We start from the raw sequence: 16,299 nt of genomic DNA on the forward strand, positions 1-16,299 counted from the left end.
GAGCTCCGCCATGCCCGAGAACCCCCTCTCCAGACGCCGTTTCGTGGCCGCGGCCGGCGCCACCGGCGCCCTCGCCGCCGTGGGCCTGCCCGACCTCGCCCACGCGACGGACGCAGCCGCCGCGCACGGCCGGGGCGGCTTCTCCCCGCGGCACTTCGCCGACCCGCGCCGCGACAGCCGCCCCACCGTCTACTGGTACTGGAACGGCCCCGTCACCCCCGAACTGGTCGACCGCCAGCTGGCGGACCTCCGCGACAAGGGCATGTACGAGGTCGTCCTCTTCTCCTTCGACAACGCCGAGATGACCCCGGTGTTCTTCACCGAGGAGTGGTTCGACATCGTGGGCCACGTCCTGCGCACCGCCGAACGCACCGGCATGCGCGTGTGGTTGTTCAACGACGACCACTTCCCCAGCGGCCGGGCGGGCGAGTTCATCGTCAAGGGCGGCCGGGTGGGCACCCGCACCTACGCCCCCCGTCCCGAACTCCGGCTGAAGGCGCTGGCCCGCTCGACCACGGTGGTGCGCGGCCCGGCCTCGGTCGACCTGCGGCGCAGCACCGGGGTCGGGGCGGAGGCGGGACGCCTGGTGGCCGACTCCGCGGTCCTCGACGGGGCCGCCGTCCTGCGCGACAGCGCCGGGTGGGGCGACCTCACCGTCACCGGCAGCGCGAAGGCCGAGCACGGCGCCGCCGGCCTCGTCGTACGCGCCTCCGCCGACGGACGCTCCGGATACGCCGTCACCTTCGACCAGACCGGCGTGGTCACCGTCGACCGGCTGGCCCCCGGCGCGGAACCGGCCGAACTGCTGCGCAGTACCCGCACCGACGGCTTCAACAAGACCAAGTTCCACACCCTGCGCGTCACCGTCCACGCCGGCACGTTGTCCGTCACCCTCGACGGCCGGGACAAGGGCACCGTCCAGGACGCCGCCCACCCCGAGGGCGGGGCCGGTGTGCGGGCCGTCGGCGACCAACGTGCCCTGTGGGAGAACCTCACCGTCGAGTCGGCCGACGGCACCGTCCTGTACGACGGTGCCTTCGACGACCCCGCCGCCGCACGGGACTTCCCCGACCGCGACCTGCCCGCGGAGGGCTTCACCCTGGCCGCCGCCGCGGCACGCCCCGCCGGATCGGCCGACGTCACGGACCTCACCGCCCGGCTGACCGGCGACCACACCTGGCGGGTACCGGAGGGGGAGTGGCAGGTGGACCTGTTCGGCGGGGTCGCCCTCGTCGACGACTCCCAGGGCTACAGCCGCAGTTACGTCGACCTGCTCGACGACGAACCGGTCGAGCTGTTCCTTGACATCGTCCCCGGCGAGTACCACCGCCGCTTCGGACGCTACTTCGGCACCGTGGTCCCGGGCTTCTGGGACGACGAACCCTTCTTCGCCTCCGCGGAGGCCCACTTCAAGCGCCTGCCGTGGTCACCCTCCCTGGGGACCGCCCTGCGCGCAGTCGGCGTCACCCCAGGAGCCGCCTACGCCGCAGCGTTCGACGACCTCGGCCGTACGGGCCGCACGGCACGCGGCCGCTACTGGCAGGCCGTGTCCAACCGTTTCGCCCGCGCCTTCGAGAAGCAGGCACGCCTCTACGACAGCTGGGGCGTCTCCCTCATCACCAACCCGCTCTACGACGAGACCGCCCCCGCCAAGCGTGTCGTCACCACCGGCGACCTGCACAAGGTCCACCAGTGGGCGCAGGTGCCCGGCGGCGACATCATCACCGCCGAGTACGTGGCCGGCGAACCCACCATGATCCCCCGCAACCCGGTCTCCGTCGCCCACCAGATGGGCCGCGAACGGGCGTTGCTGGAGATGTTCGGCAACATGGGCTGGCAGGTCACCCCCGCCTTCGTGCACGCGACCGTCGGCGCGCAGGCCGCCCGAGGTGTCAACCTGACCGTGCTGCACGCCCTGTGGACCGACGAGGCCCGCGTCTACTTCCCGCCGCCGTTCGGCCCCCGCGCCCCCTGGTGGTGGGCGATGCGCCCGCTCGCCGAGTGGATCGGCCGCGTCATGGAGGCCGGCCGGGGCACCTCCGACGCCCGCACCGCGCTGCTGCAGCCGCAGCGCGCCGCCGAGCAGTGGACCGGCACCGACAGGCAGCAGGACGTCGACGGGCCGCTCGCCGACGCCGCCTACGCCCTCGAACGCGCCCAGGTCGACTTCGACCTGCTGCACGAGGGCGCCCTCACCGGCGACCCGGAGCTGCGTGCGCACGCCGAGGTCCGCAAGGGCCGGCTCGAGGTCGGCGCCGCCGGCTACGACCTCGTGGTGATCCCCGGGACGCCGACCCTGGACGTGACCGGACTGAAGGTCCTGCGGGAGTTCGTCCGGGCGGGCGGCACCGTGATCGCGGTGGGCGCCCTGGACGCCGACGAGGCCGGCGGCAGCGATCGCAGCCTCGCGCACGGACTGACCGGCCTGTTCGGCGACCGGGCGCCCGGCCGCCGCACCCTGGGTCGCGGACACGCCGTACGGGTCGCCGACACCACAGCCCTGGGCGCCGCCGCCGTCGAAGCCGGGGCGGCCGCCGCCGTCCTCGACCCGCCCCGGGACGCCGTCCGCGTGCTGCGCGTACGCCAGGGGCCCGACACCGTCTTCCTGGTCAACAACGAGAGCGGGGAGCGGGTGGAGACCGTCGCCGCCCTGCCCGTCAGCGGTACACCCGAGATCTGGGACCCGGCGACCGGCGCCGGCGGTCCGGCTCCCCTGCACCGGAGCACCAAGGACGGCGTACTGCTGCCCCTGGACCTCCAGCCGTACCAGTCCGTCGTCGTCGTGGTCCGGCCCGGCGGCCGCGACACCCCCCACCTCACGGACTCGCCGCTGCCCGTCCTGGCCGTCGAACGGCACGGAACGGCGCTCAGGGCCACCGTCGAGGCCGCCGGACCCGGCACCCACACCCTCACCGGCACCGACGGCCGCCACCGCCACCGCGGCACCGTACGCGTCGACGACCCCCTCGTCCCGGTCACGGTGGACGGCGACTGGACGTTCGCCTTCGAACGCGACGGCGCCACCCCCGTCACCGCGCCCCTGGGCAGCTGGACCGAGCACGACCCGCTGTTCTCCGGCAGCGGCGTCTACACCAGGGACGTCGACGTGGACGCCGCGCACCTGCGCGACCGGCGCGTCCTGCTGGATTTGGGAGACGTGCGCGACGTCGCCGAGGTCACCGTCAACGGGACCGTGCTGCCGCCGCTGCTGTGGGCGCCGTTCGTCGCCGACGTCACCGGCCGGCTCCGCCCCGGACGCAACACCGTGCGGGTCCGCGTCGCCAACACGCTGTCCAACGAGCGCAAGAAGCCGCTGCCGTCCGGGCTGCTCGGTCCCGTGACCCTCCGGTTCCGGCGCCGCGTCACCGCCGAACTCCGCCGTATCTGACACCCGTTCCCCCGACCCCGGCAGGAAGCCCCATGCCCACATCGCACCGCGGACACCGATGGCCGGCCGCCCTGGCCGCCACCACCGCCTTCGTGACCGTACTGGCCGGCGCGGTCACCGCCGACGCCGCCACCGGCACCATCTCCCCGGCCGCACTGCGCACCCAGCACCTCACCGAGGCCCTCGGCATCGACGACACCACCCCCGACCTCAGCTGGGGGACCACCGCGAACACGCCGAACGTCCGGCAGACCGCCTACCGCGTACAGGCCGCCACCTCCGCCCGGCTGCTGAACTCCGGCCGCCCGGACCTGTGGGACTCCGGCCGGGTCGGATCGGCCGTCCCCGAAACGACGTACGACGGCAGGGAACTCGGTTCCCGCACCCGGGTGTACTGGCGCGTGATGCTCTGGTCCGGACCCGGACAGCGGCACAGCGGCTGGAGCCGCGCCGCCGTCTTCGAGACCGGACTGACCCGGCAGTCGGACTGGAACGCGGACTGGATCACCCACCCCGACTGGCAGTTGAGCCGGCGCACCGCCGAACCCGTCGTCGTCCGCCTCCCGAGGACCACCGCCCGCTACGTCCGCCTGGACGTCACCCGGCTCGGCCTGCCCCTCGCCGAGTCCTTCCCCGACCGCGCCTGGCGGCTCCAGCTCGGCGAGATCGACCTCCGCGACTCGGCCACCGACACCACGGGCCTCGCCCGCGGCGCCACGGTCACCGCCTCCGAGAGCAACACCGTCCGCAAGACCTGGGAACCCGCCCTGGCGGTCGACGGCCTGCCCAACAGCGCCCTGCAGACCGCCGCCGGTTACGCGAGCGCCGCGCACACCGGCCCGGACGTATCCGCCGCCCCGGTCACCCTCACCCTCGACCTCAAGTCGGCGAAGACGTTCGACGAACTGGTCCTCCACCCACGGGCCGACGTCCTCACCGACGACGGCAGGGTCCCCAACTTCCCCGTCGACTACGCCGTTTCCGGCGCCGACGCCGCCGACGGCCCGTTCAGCACGCTCACCCGGGTCAGCGGACAGCAGCCGCCGGCCCCGTACCTCCCGGCCGGACTGCCCCTGCTCGCCGACGACTTCACCCTCCCGAAGCACGTCCGCAGCGCCCGCCTGTACATCGCCGGACTCGGCGTGTACGAGGCGAGCATCAACGGCGAGCCCGTCGGCGACGCCGTCCTCGAACCCGCCAACACCGACTACGCCGAACGCGTCCAGTACGCCACCTACGACGTCACCGACCGGCTGCGCACCGGCGCCAACACCATCGGCGTGGCCCTCGGCAACGGCATGTCCAACGTCGTCAGCACCGCCGACCGCTACCGCAAGCTCTACGGCAACCTCAGCGACCCCAAGCTGATCGCCCGGCTGGAGATCACCCTCGCCGACGGCCGGGTCCGCACCGTGACCAGCGGCGACGACTGGCGCACCGAACTGGGCCCCACCACCTCCTCCCACTGGTACGGCGGCGAGGACTACGACGCCCGCAGGGAGATCCCCCACTGGGACGAACCCGCCGGCGACCGCCGCGACTGGCGGCACGCCACCGAGGTCCCCGGCCCCGGCACCGCCGTGCTCAGCGCCCGCGAGACCGAGCCCGTCCGGGTCGTGGAGACGCTTCGCGGCCGTGAGGTGGACGGCGCCGACGGCAGCCGGGTCTTCGACCTCGGACGCAACATCGCCGGCTGGCCGGAGATCACCGTACGCGCCCCGAAGGGCACCACCGTCCGGGCGTATCCGGCGGAGAGCCTGAAGGACGGCCACGCCTTCCAGTCCATCAGCAACGTCGGAGCCCCCCTGTGGGACTCCTACACCGCCCGCGGCCGGGGCTCGGAGACCTGGCACCCGCACTTCGGCTACCACGGGTTCCGCTACCTCGAACTCAAGGGCGTCCCCGAGGGCGCGACCGTGAGCGTGCGCGGGCACGTCCTGCGCACCGACAACGCCACTGCCGGCGACTTCACCAGCTCCGACCCGCTGATCAACGGCATCCACTCGCTGATCCGCCGCTCCATCGAGGGCAACATGATGAGCGTCCTCACCGACTGCCCCAGCCGCGAGAAACTGGGCTGGCTGGAACAGAACCAGCTGGTCTTCCCGGCCCTCGCCGGCAACTACGACATGCGGTCCTACCTGCGCAAGATCGTCCGCGACATGGCGGACGCGCAGACCGCGGACGGACTCGTCCCGAGCACCGTCCCGGAGTACACCAGCCTGCCCGGCGGCTACCGCAACGACGCCAACTGGGGCGGCGCCTTCGTCCTCGTCCCCTGGCAGCTCTACACCACCTACGGCGACAAGGAGACCCTGGAGACGTACTACCCGCGCATGCGGGAGTACGCGGCCTTCCTGGAGAACCAGGTCAAGGACGGCATCCTCGACTACGGCCTCGGCGACTGGTTCACCCCCGACCGCACCTTCCCGCGCGCCGTGGCCGGCACCTACGGCTACTGGCGGGTCGCCGACGCGCTGAGCCGTATCGCCGGCGTCCTCGGTGACACCGACACCGCCGGCGCCTACCGGGCCAAGGCCGACGCCAGTGCCGCGGCGCTGTCCGCGAAGTACTACGACCCCGCCACCGGGACCTTCGGAGGCGGCGGCCACGGAGCCGAGGCGCTCGCCCTCGACATGGGCGCCCACCCGGCGGGGGAGCGGGACCGGCTGCTCGCCCACTTCACCACCGCGATCCGTGACGCGGACGACCACCTCCTGCTCGGCGAGATCTCCCTGCCCGCCGCCTTCCGGGTGCTGAGCGGGGCCGGGCGCGACGACATCGTGCACGCCATCGCCACGCAGACGACCAGCCCGAGCTACGGCTACCAGGTACGCGCCGGCAACACCACCCTCGGCGAGTCCTGGGACGGCGGCCCCGGCCAGTCGCAGAACCACTTCATGCTCGGCGCCATCGACTCCTGGTTCACCACCCGCGTCGCCGGCATCTCCCAGACCGCCGGCTCCGTCGGCTACGCCGAACTGCTGATCGCCCCGGCCGTCGAGGGCGACATGACCTCGGCGTCCGGCTCCTACCGGACGCCGTACGGCACCGCCCGCACCGACTGGGAGCGCACGGCCGGCCGCTTCCGGCTCACCGTGGACGTCCCCGCGGGAAGCACCGCCGAGGTGCACGTCCCGGCCGCCGGCGGCCACGCCGAGGTGCCGGGGGGCGCGCGGCTGCTGCGCACGTCAGGGGAGGAGGCCGTGTACCGGGTGGGTTCGGGCCACTGGACCTTCCGCTCGGCCCCGCCCGGGGCCTGACGGCCACTCCCGCCGGGGTGACGACGCCGTGTCGTCACCCCGGCGAAGCGCCCGCGCGGGTCACCATGGCAGGGCACGGGGAGGGGCCGAACGTCATCCCGGAGGACACCCACGGTGGACATCCTGCTGCCGGTCCTGTTCGCGCTGGGCGCCGCGTCGAGCAACGCCCTCGCGACCGTCCTCCAGCGCAAGGCCGCCCTGACCGTGCCACGCTCCGACGGTCTGCGGGCCGGTCTCATGCTCGATCTGCTGCGCCGCCCCGTCTGGCTCGCCGGCATCGCCGCCGTCGTCGCCGCGGCGGTCTGCCAGGCCGTGGCCCTCGCGACGGGTCCGCTGACGGTCGTCCAGCCCCTCCTCGTGCTGGAGCTGCCGTTCGCCCTGGTCATCGCCACCCTGCTGCTCCAGGGACGGCTGTCCCGCGTGAGCTGGCTGGCCGTCGCCTCCGTGGTGGCCGGACTGGCCGTCGCCCTGGCCGCCGCGTCCCCCGAGGGCAACCGCACCCAGGTCCCGATGGACCGGTGGATCCCGGCCCTCGCCGTCTGCGCGGCCGCCCTCGCCGGACTGGTGCTCGCGGCGCTGCGCCGGCCCGAGGGCCGGGGGCGTGCCGCCTGCTTCGGGCTGGCCACCGCCGTCGCGTACGCGGCGACGGCCGCGCTGATGAAGGCGTCGATGCACACCCTCGACGACGGCGGCCTCACCGCCTTCCTCACCGCGTGGCAGACCTACGGCTTCGCCCTCTTCGGCGTGGCCGCGCTGTTCTTCCTGGAGAACGCGATGCAGTCGGGCCCCCTCGTCGCCTCCCAGCCGGCCGTCACCCTCGGCGACGCCGCGGTGAGCCTGACCCTCGGCATCACCGTCTACGCCGAATACGTACGGACCGGCTGGTGGCTGCTGCCCCAGCTGCTGGGCGTCGCGCTGATCGCGGCGGGCGTGCTCGCCCTCTCCCGGGTGCCGCTCGCCCACGCCCTGACCGGCGACGGCGCGGGGACGTCGGGAGAGGGGCCGGCGGTCAGGGACGATGCGTCAGATAGCCGCCCATGGAGGTGAAGTACTCCGTCGCGGGCAGTTCCCGGCCGTCCTGCGTCCGTACGCGCGTGATGGCCAGGCCGCGATTGCGGCCGGTACGGGCGTCGGCTCCGGCGACGATCACCACGCCGTCGCCCTCGCGGTAGAAGATCCGGCCCGGAGTGCCGCCGTAGCGTCCCGTGGAGACGACGGCGGCCAGCACCTCGAGGCGCGCGCCCCTGTGGAAGGTGAAGGCGCTCGGATACGGCTCCGACTGGGCGCGCACCAGACGCTCCAGGTCCTCCGCCGGCCAGGACCAGTCGATACGGCTGTCCTCGATGGACCGCTTGTGGAAGAAACTCGCCCCGGATCGGTCCTGCCGGGTGAACTCCGTCCGGCCGGAAGCGATCAGGTCCAGCGCGCCGATGGTGACGGGGGCGATGAGGCCCACCGTCTTGTGGAAGAGGTCGGTCGCCGTGTCCGCCGGCCCCACCGGCACCGCCTCCTGCCGGACGATGTCGCCGGCGTCGAGCTCGTCGTTCATCATGTGCGCGGTGACGCCCACTTCGGGTTCACCGTTGATGAGGGCCCAGATCAGCGGGGAGAAGCCCGCGTACTTCGGCAGCAGCGAATCGTGCACGTTCAGGGTGCCGTGCCGGGGAAGACCGAAGATGCGCGGCGGGATCCACGTACGCCAGTTGTTCGCCACGATGATGTCCGGGTCGGCCTCCTTGAGCCGCTCGAACAGTTCCTCGTCGTCGGGCCGGTTGCGGATCACGACCGGTACGCCGTTCTCCTCGGCGAGGTCGGCGACCGAGTCGCTCCAGATCTTCTCGTACGCGTGCTCGCTCCTGGGGTGTGTCACCACCAGGACCACGTCGTGCTCGGAGTCCAGCAGGGCTTGCAGGGTGCGATGCCCCCAGGTCTGGTAACCGAACATGACGACCCGCATGTGGTTCCTCCTCGTGCCAGGAATGGGCCAGGACAGTAAAGCAAGGCTTACCTAAGCGGTCAACGGGGCTCATGGAGACTCGCGTTGACGGTCCGTCGGCTTCCAGGTGTCCGTTTTGCGCTATGGACAGCCTCGCAAGCTGAGCTTAGCCTTACCTAAGTTTGGGGCGCGGGTCTTCGGCGTGCCCATCCTCCGTACTTCCCGATGCTCGACCAACGGCGGCCTGCCCCGCACGGCCGCCGTCCGCACGATGGGAGTGACATGGCAGAGGCTCGTCCTGACGACGCCCCGGTGGTCCACGACATCATTGGTATCGGCTTCGGTCCGTCCAACGTGGCCATGGCGATCGCGCTCAGCGAGCACAACGCACGCGCCGGCGAAGAGGAGGCGGTCAGCGCCCACTTCTTCGAGCAGCAGCCGCGCTTCGGCTGGCACCGAGGCATGCTGATCGACGACGCGACCATGCAAGTGTCCTTCCTCAAGGACCTGGTGACGCTCCGGAACCCGGCCAGCGAGTACAGCTTCCTGTGCTACCTCAAGAGCAGGGAACGGCTGATCGACTTCATCAACCACAAGAACCTCTTCCCGCTGCGCGTGGAGTTCCACGACTACTTCGAGTGGGCCGCCGGCAAGGTCGACGACATGGTCTCCTACGGCCACGAGGTCGTCGGCGTCATGCCCGTCGCCGGTGACGACGGCGTCGAGTGCCTGGACGTGACGGTCCGGTCGGGGGAGGGGCTTGCCGTCCACCGCGCCCGCAACCTCGTCATCGGCACCGGCCTGCGTCCCCTCATGCCGGAGAACACCGAGCGCACCGATCGCGTCTGGCACAACTCCGAACTGCTCGCCAGAGTCGGCGAACTGGAGGGCACCGCCCCGACCCGGTTCGTCGTCGTGGGCGCCGGACAGAGCGCCGCCGAGAACGTCGCCTACCTTCACCGGCGCTTCCCCGAGGCCGAGGTCTGCGCCGTCTTCGCCCGCTACGGCTACAGCCCGGCCGACGACAGCGGCTTCGCCAACCGCATCTTCGACCCGGCCGCCGTCGACGACTACTTCACCGCTCCGGACAGCGTCAAACGCCGGCTGATGGACTACCACGGCAACACCAACTACTCCGTGGTGGACATCGACCTGATCGACGACCTGTACCGGCAGATGTACCAGGAGAAGGTGCTCGGCACCGAACGCCTGCGCTTCCTCAACGTCTCCCGGCTCACCGACGTCACCGAGACCCCCGACCGCGTCGAGGCCACCGTCACCTCCCTGGTCACGGGGGAACAGACCCGGCTGGACGCCGACGTCGTGGTCTTCGCCACCGGTTACACACCCGCCGACCCCGTCGGTCTGCTCGGTGAGGTCGCGGACCGCTGCCTGCGCGACGAGGAGGGCCGCGTCCGCGTCGAACGGGACTACCGCATCGCCACGGACCCCGGTCTGCGCTGCGGCATCTATCTGCAGGGCGGCACCGAGCACACCCACGGCATCACCTCCTCGCTGCTGTCCAACACCGCCGTCAGGGTCGGTGAGATCCTCGACTCGCTCCTCGATCGGGGTCTCAAGTCCGCTTCGGACGAAGCCCGTTCGGTCGCCGACGGCACCGCCCGGTAACGTACGTCCGCATGAGCACGACTGCGGTGGAGCGTCCCGCCGCTCCCGGGGCCGTCACCGGTCCCCGACAGCGGCGGGTCGCGGGGCTGAGCGCGCTGGCGTTACTACTCGTGATCGCGGGGGTCGTGTCGCTGGCCGTCGGCGCCCGGGCGCTGACCCCCTCGGAGGTGTGGCACGGGCTGTTCGCGGCGCCGGAGCCGGACCAGCGGCTCACCGAGATCAGACTCATCGTGCGCACCGTGCGGGTGCCCCGCACGGTCCTCGCGATCGTGGCGGGCGTCGCCCTCGGGGTCGGCGGCGCGCTGATCCAGGGGTACACGCGCAACCCGATCGCGGACACCGGCCTGCTGGGCGTGAACTCCGGCGGGTCGTTCGCCGTGGTGACGGCGATCGCCGTGTTCGGGCTCTCCGACCCGTTCCAGTACCTCTGGTTCGCCTTCCTCGGGGCGGCGGTCGCCGGTGTGGTGGTGTTCGGGCTGGCGAGCATCGGCCGGGGGGCCGGCAATCCGCTGACGCTCGCCCTGGCCGGGCAGGGGGTCACCGTCTTCCTGGCGGCGATGACGACCGCGGTCGCGCTCTCGGACCAGAAGTCCCTGAACGCGCTGCGGTTCTGGAACGCCGGCTCCGTCGCCGGAGTCGGCTTCGACGTCATCTGGCCGGTGACCGTGTTCATCGCGGCCGGGCTGGTGCTGGCACTGACCACGCTGCCCGCCCTCAACCTGCTCAACCTGGGCGACGACGTCGCGCGCGGCCTCGGCGTCAACATCGCGCTGACCCGCACCGTCGGCATCGCCGCCATCACGCTGCTGGCGGGCGCGGCGACGGCCGCCTGCGGCCCCATCGCCTTCGTCGGGCTGATGGTGGCCCATGTGGCCCGCCACCTCACCGGCCCGGACTACCGCTGGCTGGTGCCGTACGCCGGTCTGCTCGGCGCGGTCGTCCTGCTGGTCTGCGACATCGTGGGGCGTCTGGTGGTGCGCCCGGGCGAACTCGACGCCGGCATCCTCGTCGCCCTGCTCGGCGCCCCGTTCTTCGCGGCACTGGTGTGGCGCGGAAAGTTCAGGAACGCGTGAGCGGGGCCGGGGTGAAGGTGAACGGGGCGGACGGGAAGGCGTCGTTGACGCCGGGCGTGCGGTTCGGCGGGGTGTCGTTCGTGTGGCGGCCCTGGCTCGTGCTCGTCACGCTGCTGCTGGCGGCCGTGACGTTCCTGTTGTTCTGTGTGTCCATCGCCGTGGGGGACTTCCCCATCGCCCTGCCCCAGGTGATGGCCACGCTGGCCGGCCGGGGCGAGCGGGTCGACGAGTTCGTGATCATGGACCTGCGGATGCCGCGCGCGCTGGCCGGGCTCGTCGTGGGCGTCGCGCTCGGCGTGTCCGGCGCCATCACCCAGTCCATCGCCCGCAACCCGCTGGCCAGTCCGGACGTGCTCGGGATCACCGGCGGAGCGAGCGCGACCGCCGTCTTCCTGGTCACCGTGTCGGGCGGGACCTCTGCGGCGATCATGAACTCCGTGGGCCTGTCCGCGGCAGCGCTCCTCGGCGGACTCGGCACCGGGCTGCTGGTGTACTTCCTCGCGTGGCGGCGCGGCATCGACGGCTTCCGGCTCATCCTCATCGGTGTCTCGGTGAGCGCCGTGACGGAGGCGATCACCTCCTGGCTGCTGGTCACGGCCGACATCAGGGACGTTGCCCAGGCCCAGGCCTGGCTCGTCGGCTCGCTGGACGACCGGTCGTGGGACGAGGTCCGGGTGGCCCTGTGGGGCACGCTCGTCCTGCTGATCGTGGTCACGGGCGTGGCGTTCCAGTTCAAGCCGATGCACCTCGGCGACGACGTCGCCGCGGGCCTGGGCGTCCGCTACTCGGCGGTGCGCGCCGTCCTGCTGCTGTGCGCGGTCCTGCTGGCCGGCGTGGCGGTGGGCGCGGCCGGTCCCGTCCCCTTCGTGGCGCTGGTCGCACCGCAGGTGGCGATGCGTCTGGCACGGTGCCCCACCCCGCCGATGGTGGCCTCCGGGGCGTTCGGCGCCCTGCTGCTGATCGGCGCGGACCTGATCGCGCGCACGGCACTGCCCTTCACCCTTCCGGTCGGTGTGGTCACCGCGGCGATCGGCGGCCCCTTCCTCGTCCATCTGCTGGTGCGTGCCAACAGGCGCGGATAAACGGGTAACGAAGCAATGCACGAATCGACGAGGGGGGCCCTGTGGTCACTCGGTCCATCACCAAGATCGCGACGAAGGCGGACGCCGCCTCGCGGCTGACGGCCGACGGTGTCACGGTCGGCTACGGCGCGCGCACCGTCATCGACGGCCTCGACGTCGCCATCCCGTCCGGCGAGGTCACCACCATCATCGGCCCCAACGGCTGCGGGAAATCGACCCTGTTGCGGACCCTCGCGCGGCTGCTGAAGCCGACGGGCGGAACGGTGGTGCTGGACGGCGAGGACATCGCCGGACTCAGGACCAGGGACGTGGCGAAGAAGCTCGGCCTGCTGCCGCAGGCGCCGGTCGCCCCCGAGGGGCTGACGGTGGCCGACCTGGTCGCGCGCGGCCGCCATCCGCACCAGAGCTGGCTGCGGCAGTGGTCGTCGGACGACGCCGGGGTGGTGGAGCGCGCCCTGGCCATGACCGGCGTGTCCGACCTGGCCGACCGCGCGGTCGACACCCTGTCCGGCGGGCAGCGGCAGCGCGTCTGGATCTCCATGACCCTGGCCCAGGGCACCGACCTGCTGCTCCTCGACGAACCGACGACCTATCTGGACCTGGCGCACGCGGTCGACGTACTCGACCTGGTCGACGACCTGCGCGGGTCGGGGTGCACGGTGGTGATGGTGCTGCACGACCTCAATCTGGCCGCGCGCTACAGCGACAACCTCGTGGTGATGCGCGAGGGCTCCGTCCTCGCCCAGGGCCACCCGCGCGACGTCATCACGGCCGAGCTGCTGCGGGAGGCGTTCGGACTGCGGGCCAAGGTGATCGACGATCCGGTGGGCGACCGGCCCCTGATCGTGCCGATCGGCCGTACGCACGTTCAACTCGACTAGTCCGCAATAAAGTTATACCGGTTAGGCTAGGCTTGCCTTATCTCCATGGGGTACGGTTTGCCTGCCCTCGGTCAGGGGCGCAGCGGACAGCGCACGAGCAAGGGGACACCGGATGCTCCACCACAGAACGACGCGTACGAGACCATGGCGACGAGTGGCGGCGGTCCTGTCCGCGGCGACGCTCGGAGCCGGGCTCCTCGCGGGATGCGGCTCCGACTCGGACGCCTCGGACAAGGCGGCCGACACCGGTTCGACCGCCTCGGCCGGCGCCTTCCCGGTCACCGTGGAGCACGCTTTCGGATCCACGACCGTCGACAAGGCCCCCGAGCGCGTCGTCACCGTCGGCTACACCGACGACCAGACCGTCCTGGCGTTCGGCGTCAAGCCGGTCGGCATGACCGACCAGTACCCGAACCCCACGGGGCAGAGCCCCGACATCAACACCCAGTGGCCCTGGGTGAAGGACAAGTGGGGCGATGCCGAGCCCGAGGTCGTCATGAAGAACGGTGACGCCGGCCCCAACTACGAGAAGATCGCCGCGCTGCGCCCCGATCTGATCATCGCGGTCTACTCCGAGATCGACCAGGCCGGCTACGACAAACTCTCCAGGATCGCTCCGACGGTGGGCCGTACCAAGGCGGAGAAGGAACTCTTCAGCGCCCCCTGGCAGGACAACGCCCTGCACATCGCCAAGGCCCTCGGCAAGGCGGAGGAGGGCGCGAAGATGGTCGAGGACATCGAGGGCAGGCTCGACACGGCCAAGAAGGACCACCCAGAGTTCGCCGGGCAGTCCGCCGTCGCACTGTCCTGGTACGAGAACTCGGTGGCGCCCTTCACCTCCACCGACGTACGCGGACGCCTGGTGTCGGGCATCGGCTTCACCTACCAGACCAAGATCGACGACATCGCCGGCGGCAGCTTCTACACCAAGCTCTCCCCCGAGCGCGTGGACCTCGTCGACGTCGACCACATCTTCGTCATCAACGACGAGGCGGACACCGAGGCGCTGAAGAAGTTCAAGCTCTTCGCCAACCTCGACGCCGTGAAGAAGGGCAACGTGTCGTACCTGCCGGACAGCGAGGGCCCCGCGGTCGGAGCGGCCATCTCGCAGGGCACCCTGCTGTCGATGCCGTACGCCGTCGACGAACTCGTCAGGTCGGCGGCCGAGTGAGGACGGCCGGCCGCACTCCCCGTCCGCGAGCCCCGTGGGCAGCGGTGTGACCACGACCGCACCACGCGTCGCCCCGGCCGCGCTGCGCACGGCGACCGGACGCGAGGCGACCCGATGGGTCGCGGCCCACTGCCGCGACGTGCCCTGGCTGACGGCCGCCACCGTGCTCACCACGGTGGCCGGGGCGGCCCTCCAGGTACTCCCCGTCCTCCTGCTCGGCCGGGTCGTCGACGGCGTGGCCGACGGCGCGTCACGCTCGGTCCTCGTCACCATCGGCGTACTGATCGGGGCCGCCGCGCTGCTCGGCGCGGCGGCCACCGCGGTGTCGACGTATCTGATCGGACGGCTGGGCGCCGATCTCCTCGCGCGGCTGCGCGAGGGCGCCGTCCGTGCCGTCCTCGGCATGCCCAGCGCACGCATCGAGCAGGTCGGCAGGGGAGACGTCCTGTCCAGGGTCGGCGACGACGTCGCCGTCATCTCCAAGGGCATCCGCACGGCCGTTCCCACGGTGTTCTCGGCGGGGGTGCTGGTCGCCATCGCCACCCTCGGCATGTTCGGCCTGGACTGGCGGCTCGGGCTGGCGGGCGCCGGCGCGCTGCCCGCGTACGCGCTCGCCCTGCGCTGGTACCTGCCCCGTTCGGCGCCGCTCTACCGGGAGCAGCGCATCGCCCAGGCCGACCGCGCACAGGCCCTGATCAGCGGCCTCAACGGGATCGACACCGTCCGGGCCTACCGTCTGGAGGAGGCGTTCCGGGAGCAGGTGACCCGGGAGTCCTGGCGGGTGCGCGATCTCGGGATCGACGTCTTCCGGTTCTTCGGCCGCTTCGTGGGCAGGGAGAACCGCGCCGAGTTCATCGGCCTGGTCCTCATCATCGTCGTGGGGTACGCCCTGCTGGAGGCCGACGCCGCCACACTGGGCGAGGTCTCCGCGGCCCCGCTGCTGTTCCACCGACTGTTCGGCCCGCTGGGCCTGATCATGTTCACCTTCGACGAGGCGCAGAAGTCGGGCGCCAGCCTGACCCGGCTGGTCGGCGTCCTGGGCGAGCCCGCCGAGGAGCGGCTGGTGGGCGACGCGACCGCCCTGCAGGCCGGCACGGCGCCACTGCCGGTGACCGTACGGGGACTGACGTTCACCTATCCCGGCGGCGAGGAACCCGTGCTCAGGGACATCGACCTGACCATCCCGGCGGGCGGTTCGCTCGCGCTGGTCGGGGCGACGGGCGCCGGCAAGACCACCCTCGCCGCGCTCGTCGCCGGCATCGGGACACCGCAGGCCGGGTCGGTCCGCATCGGGCCGACCGACCTCGCCGGACTGGACGAGGCCGGGGCACGGGCACTGGTGAGCATCCTCACCCAGGAGACCCATGTGTTCTCCGGTCCGCTCGCCGCCGACCTGAGGCTGGCGGCACCGGAGGCGACCGACGCCGAGCTGACGGCAGCCCTGCGTACGGCCGGCGCGGGCGAGTGGGCCGAATCGCTGCCCGAGGGGCTGAACACCCCGGTCGGCGAGGGCGGCGCACGTACGGACGTCACCAAGGTCGCCCAGATCGCCCTGGCCAGACTGGTGCTGACCAGGGCGCCGGTGGTGGTGCTCGACGAGTCGACCGCCGAGGCCGGCAGCGAGGGGGCCGCCGAGCTGGAACGCGCCGTGCTGGCCGCCTGCGAGGGCCGGACCACCCTGTTCGTGGCACACCGGCTGACCCAGGCGATGGCGGCGGACCGGATCGCCGTACTGGACGCCGGACGCGTCGTCGAACAGGGGCGGCACGAGGAGCTGGTGGCCGCGGACGGCCGGTACGCGCGCCTCTGGCAGGCATGGCGCGAGGGTAGTTAGGTAAGCCTAAGTCAGGTTGCTTGCTCTCATTTCCTTGGAAAG

Annotated in this window: 10 protein-coding genes; 9 read left to right on the top strand and 1 reads right to left on the bottom strand. The window is 72.0% G+C overall.

What is annotated here, in order from left to right; translation table 11 throughout:
• Positions 1–10 precede the first annotated feature (10 nt).
• The 3 genes from IF28_RS0124210 to IF28_RS0124220 all read left to right on the top strand — a co-directional run bounded on the left by IF28_RS0124210 (position 11) and on the right by IF28_RS0124220 (position 7,698).
• A complete protein-coding gene (locus IF28_RS0124210) occupies positions 11–3,388 on the top strand; it encodes a glycosylhydrolase-like jelly roll fold domain-containing protein (protein ID WP_030224064.1) in 3,378 nt (1,125 codons plus the stop codon).
• A gap of 32 nt (positions 3,389–3,420) precedes the next feature.
• On the top strand, positions 3,421–6,651 hold the full coding sequence (locus IF28_RS0124215; RefSeq protein WP_030224071.1) for a family 78 glycoside hydrolase catalytic domain: 3,231 nt from the start codon (positions 3,421–3,423) through the stop codon (positions 6,649–6,651).
• Positions 6,652–6,765: 114 nt separating this feature from the next.
• A complete protein-coding gene (locus tag IF28_RS0124220) occupies positions 6,766–7,698 on the top strand; it encodes a DMT family transporter (protein ID WP_051713861.1) in 933 nt (310 codons plus the stop codon).
• Here the strand turns inward: IF28_RS0124220 and IF28_RS0124225 are convergent.
• Complete coding sequence (locus tag IF28_RS0124225) at positions 7,661–8,608, bottom strand: methionyl-tRNA formyltransferase (RefSeq protein WP_030224075.1); 948 nt, start codon at positions 8,606–8,608, stop codon at positions 7,661–7,663. The two genes, IF28_RS0124220 and IF28_RS0124225, sit on opposite strands and share 38 nt — an antisense overlap.
• Before the next feature lie 261 nt (positions 8,609–8,869).
• On the opposite strand from IF28_RS0124225, the gene IF28_RS0124230 reads away from it, so the two are divergent.
• The 6 genes from IF28_RS0124230 to IF28_RS0124255 all read left to right on the top strand — a co-directional run bounded on the left by IF28_RS0124230 (position 8,870) and on the right by IF28_RS0124255 (position 16,257).
• On the top strand, positions 8,870–10,216 hold the full coding sequence (locus tag IF28_RS0124230) for a lysine N(6)-hydroxylase/L-ornithine N(5)-oxygenase family protein (RefSeq protein WP_030224076.1): 1,347 nt from the start codon (positions 8,870–8,872) through the stop codon (positions 10,214–10,216).
• A gap of 11 nt (positions 10,217–10,227) precedes the next feature.
• A complete protein-coding gene (locus IF28_RS0124235; RefSeq protein ID WP_030224077.1) occupies positions 10,228–11,289 on the top strand; it encodes a FecCD family ABC transporter permease in 1,062 nt (353 codons plus the stop codon).
• Positions 11,286–12,371 (top strand): FecCD family ABC transporter permease, encoded by a 1,086-nt coding sequence (locus IF28_RS0124240; RefSeq protein WP_030224078.1) that lies wholly within the window; start codon positions 11,286–11,288, stop codon positions 12,369–12,371. The genes IF28_RS0124235 and IF28_RS0124240 overlap by 4 nt, the downstream gene beginning before the upstream one ends.
• 41 nt (positions 12,372–12,412) lie before the next feature.
• Positions 12,413–13,252, top strand: coding sequence for an ABC transporter ATP-binding protein (locus IF28_RS0124245; RefSeq protein ID WP_030224080.1), 840 nt, complete (start codon positions 12,413–12,415; stop codon positions 13,250–13,252).
• A gap of 112 nt (positions 13,253–13,364) precedes the next feature.
• A complete protein-coding gene (locus tag IF28_RS0124250; RefSeq protein WP_030224082.1) occupies positions 13,365–14,423 on the top strand; it encodes an iron-siderophore ABC transporter substrate-binding protein in 1,059 nt (352 codons plus the stop codon).
• Positions 14,424–14,469: 46 nt separating this feature from the next.
• On the top strand, positions 14,470–16,257 hold the full coding sequence (locus IF28_RS0124255) for an ABC transporter ATP-binding protein (RefSeq protein ID WP_030224084.1): 1,788 nt from the start codon (positions 14,470–14,472) through the stop codon (positions 16,255–16,257).
• Positions 16,258–16,299 lie beyond the last annotated feature (42 nt).

Source organism: Streptomyces sp. NRRL WC-3626 (genome assembly GCF_000718785.1).
Classification (GTDB): Bacteria; Actinomycetota; Actinomycetes; order Streptomycetales; family Streptomycetaceae; genus Streptomyces; species Streptomyces edwardsiae.

Coding starts and splice junctions, on each gene's coding strand:
- IF28_RS0124210 (WP_030224064.1), top strand. CDS start 11: ATGCCCGAGAACCCCCTCTCCAGACGCCGTTTCGTGGCCGCGGCCGGC.
- IF28_RS0124215 (WP_030224071.1), top strand. CDS start 3,421: ATGCCCACATCGCACCGCGGACACCGATGGCCGGCCGCCCTGGCCGCC.
- IF28_RS0124225 (WP_030224075.1), bottom strand. CDS start 8,608: ATGCGGGTCGTCATGTTCGGTTACCAGACCTGGGGGCATCGCACCCTG.
- IF28_RS0124230 (WP_030224076.1), top strand. CDS start 8,870: ATGGCAGAGGCTCGTCCTGACGACGCCCCGGTGGTCCACGACATCATT.
- IF28_RS0124235 (WP_030224077.1), top strand. CDS start 10,228: ATGAGCACGACTGCGGTGGAGCGTCCCGCCGCTCCCGGGGCCGTCACC.
- IF28_RS0124250 (WP_030224082.1), top strand. CDS start 13,365: ATGCTCCACCACAGAACGACGCGTACGAGACCATGGCGACGAGTGGCG.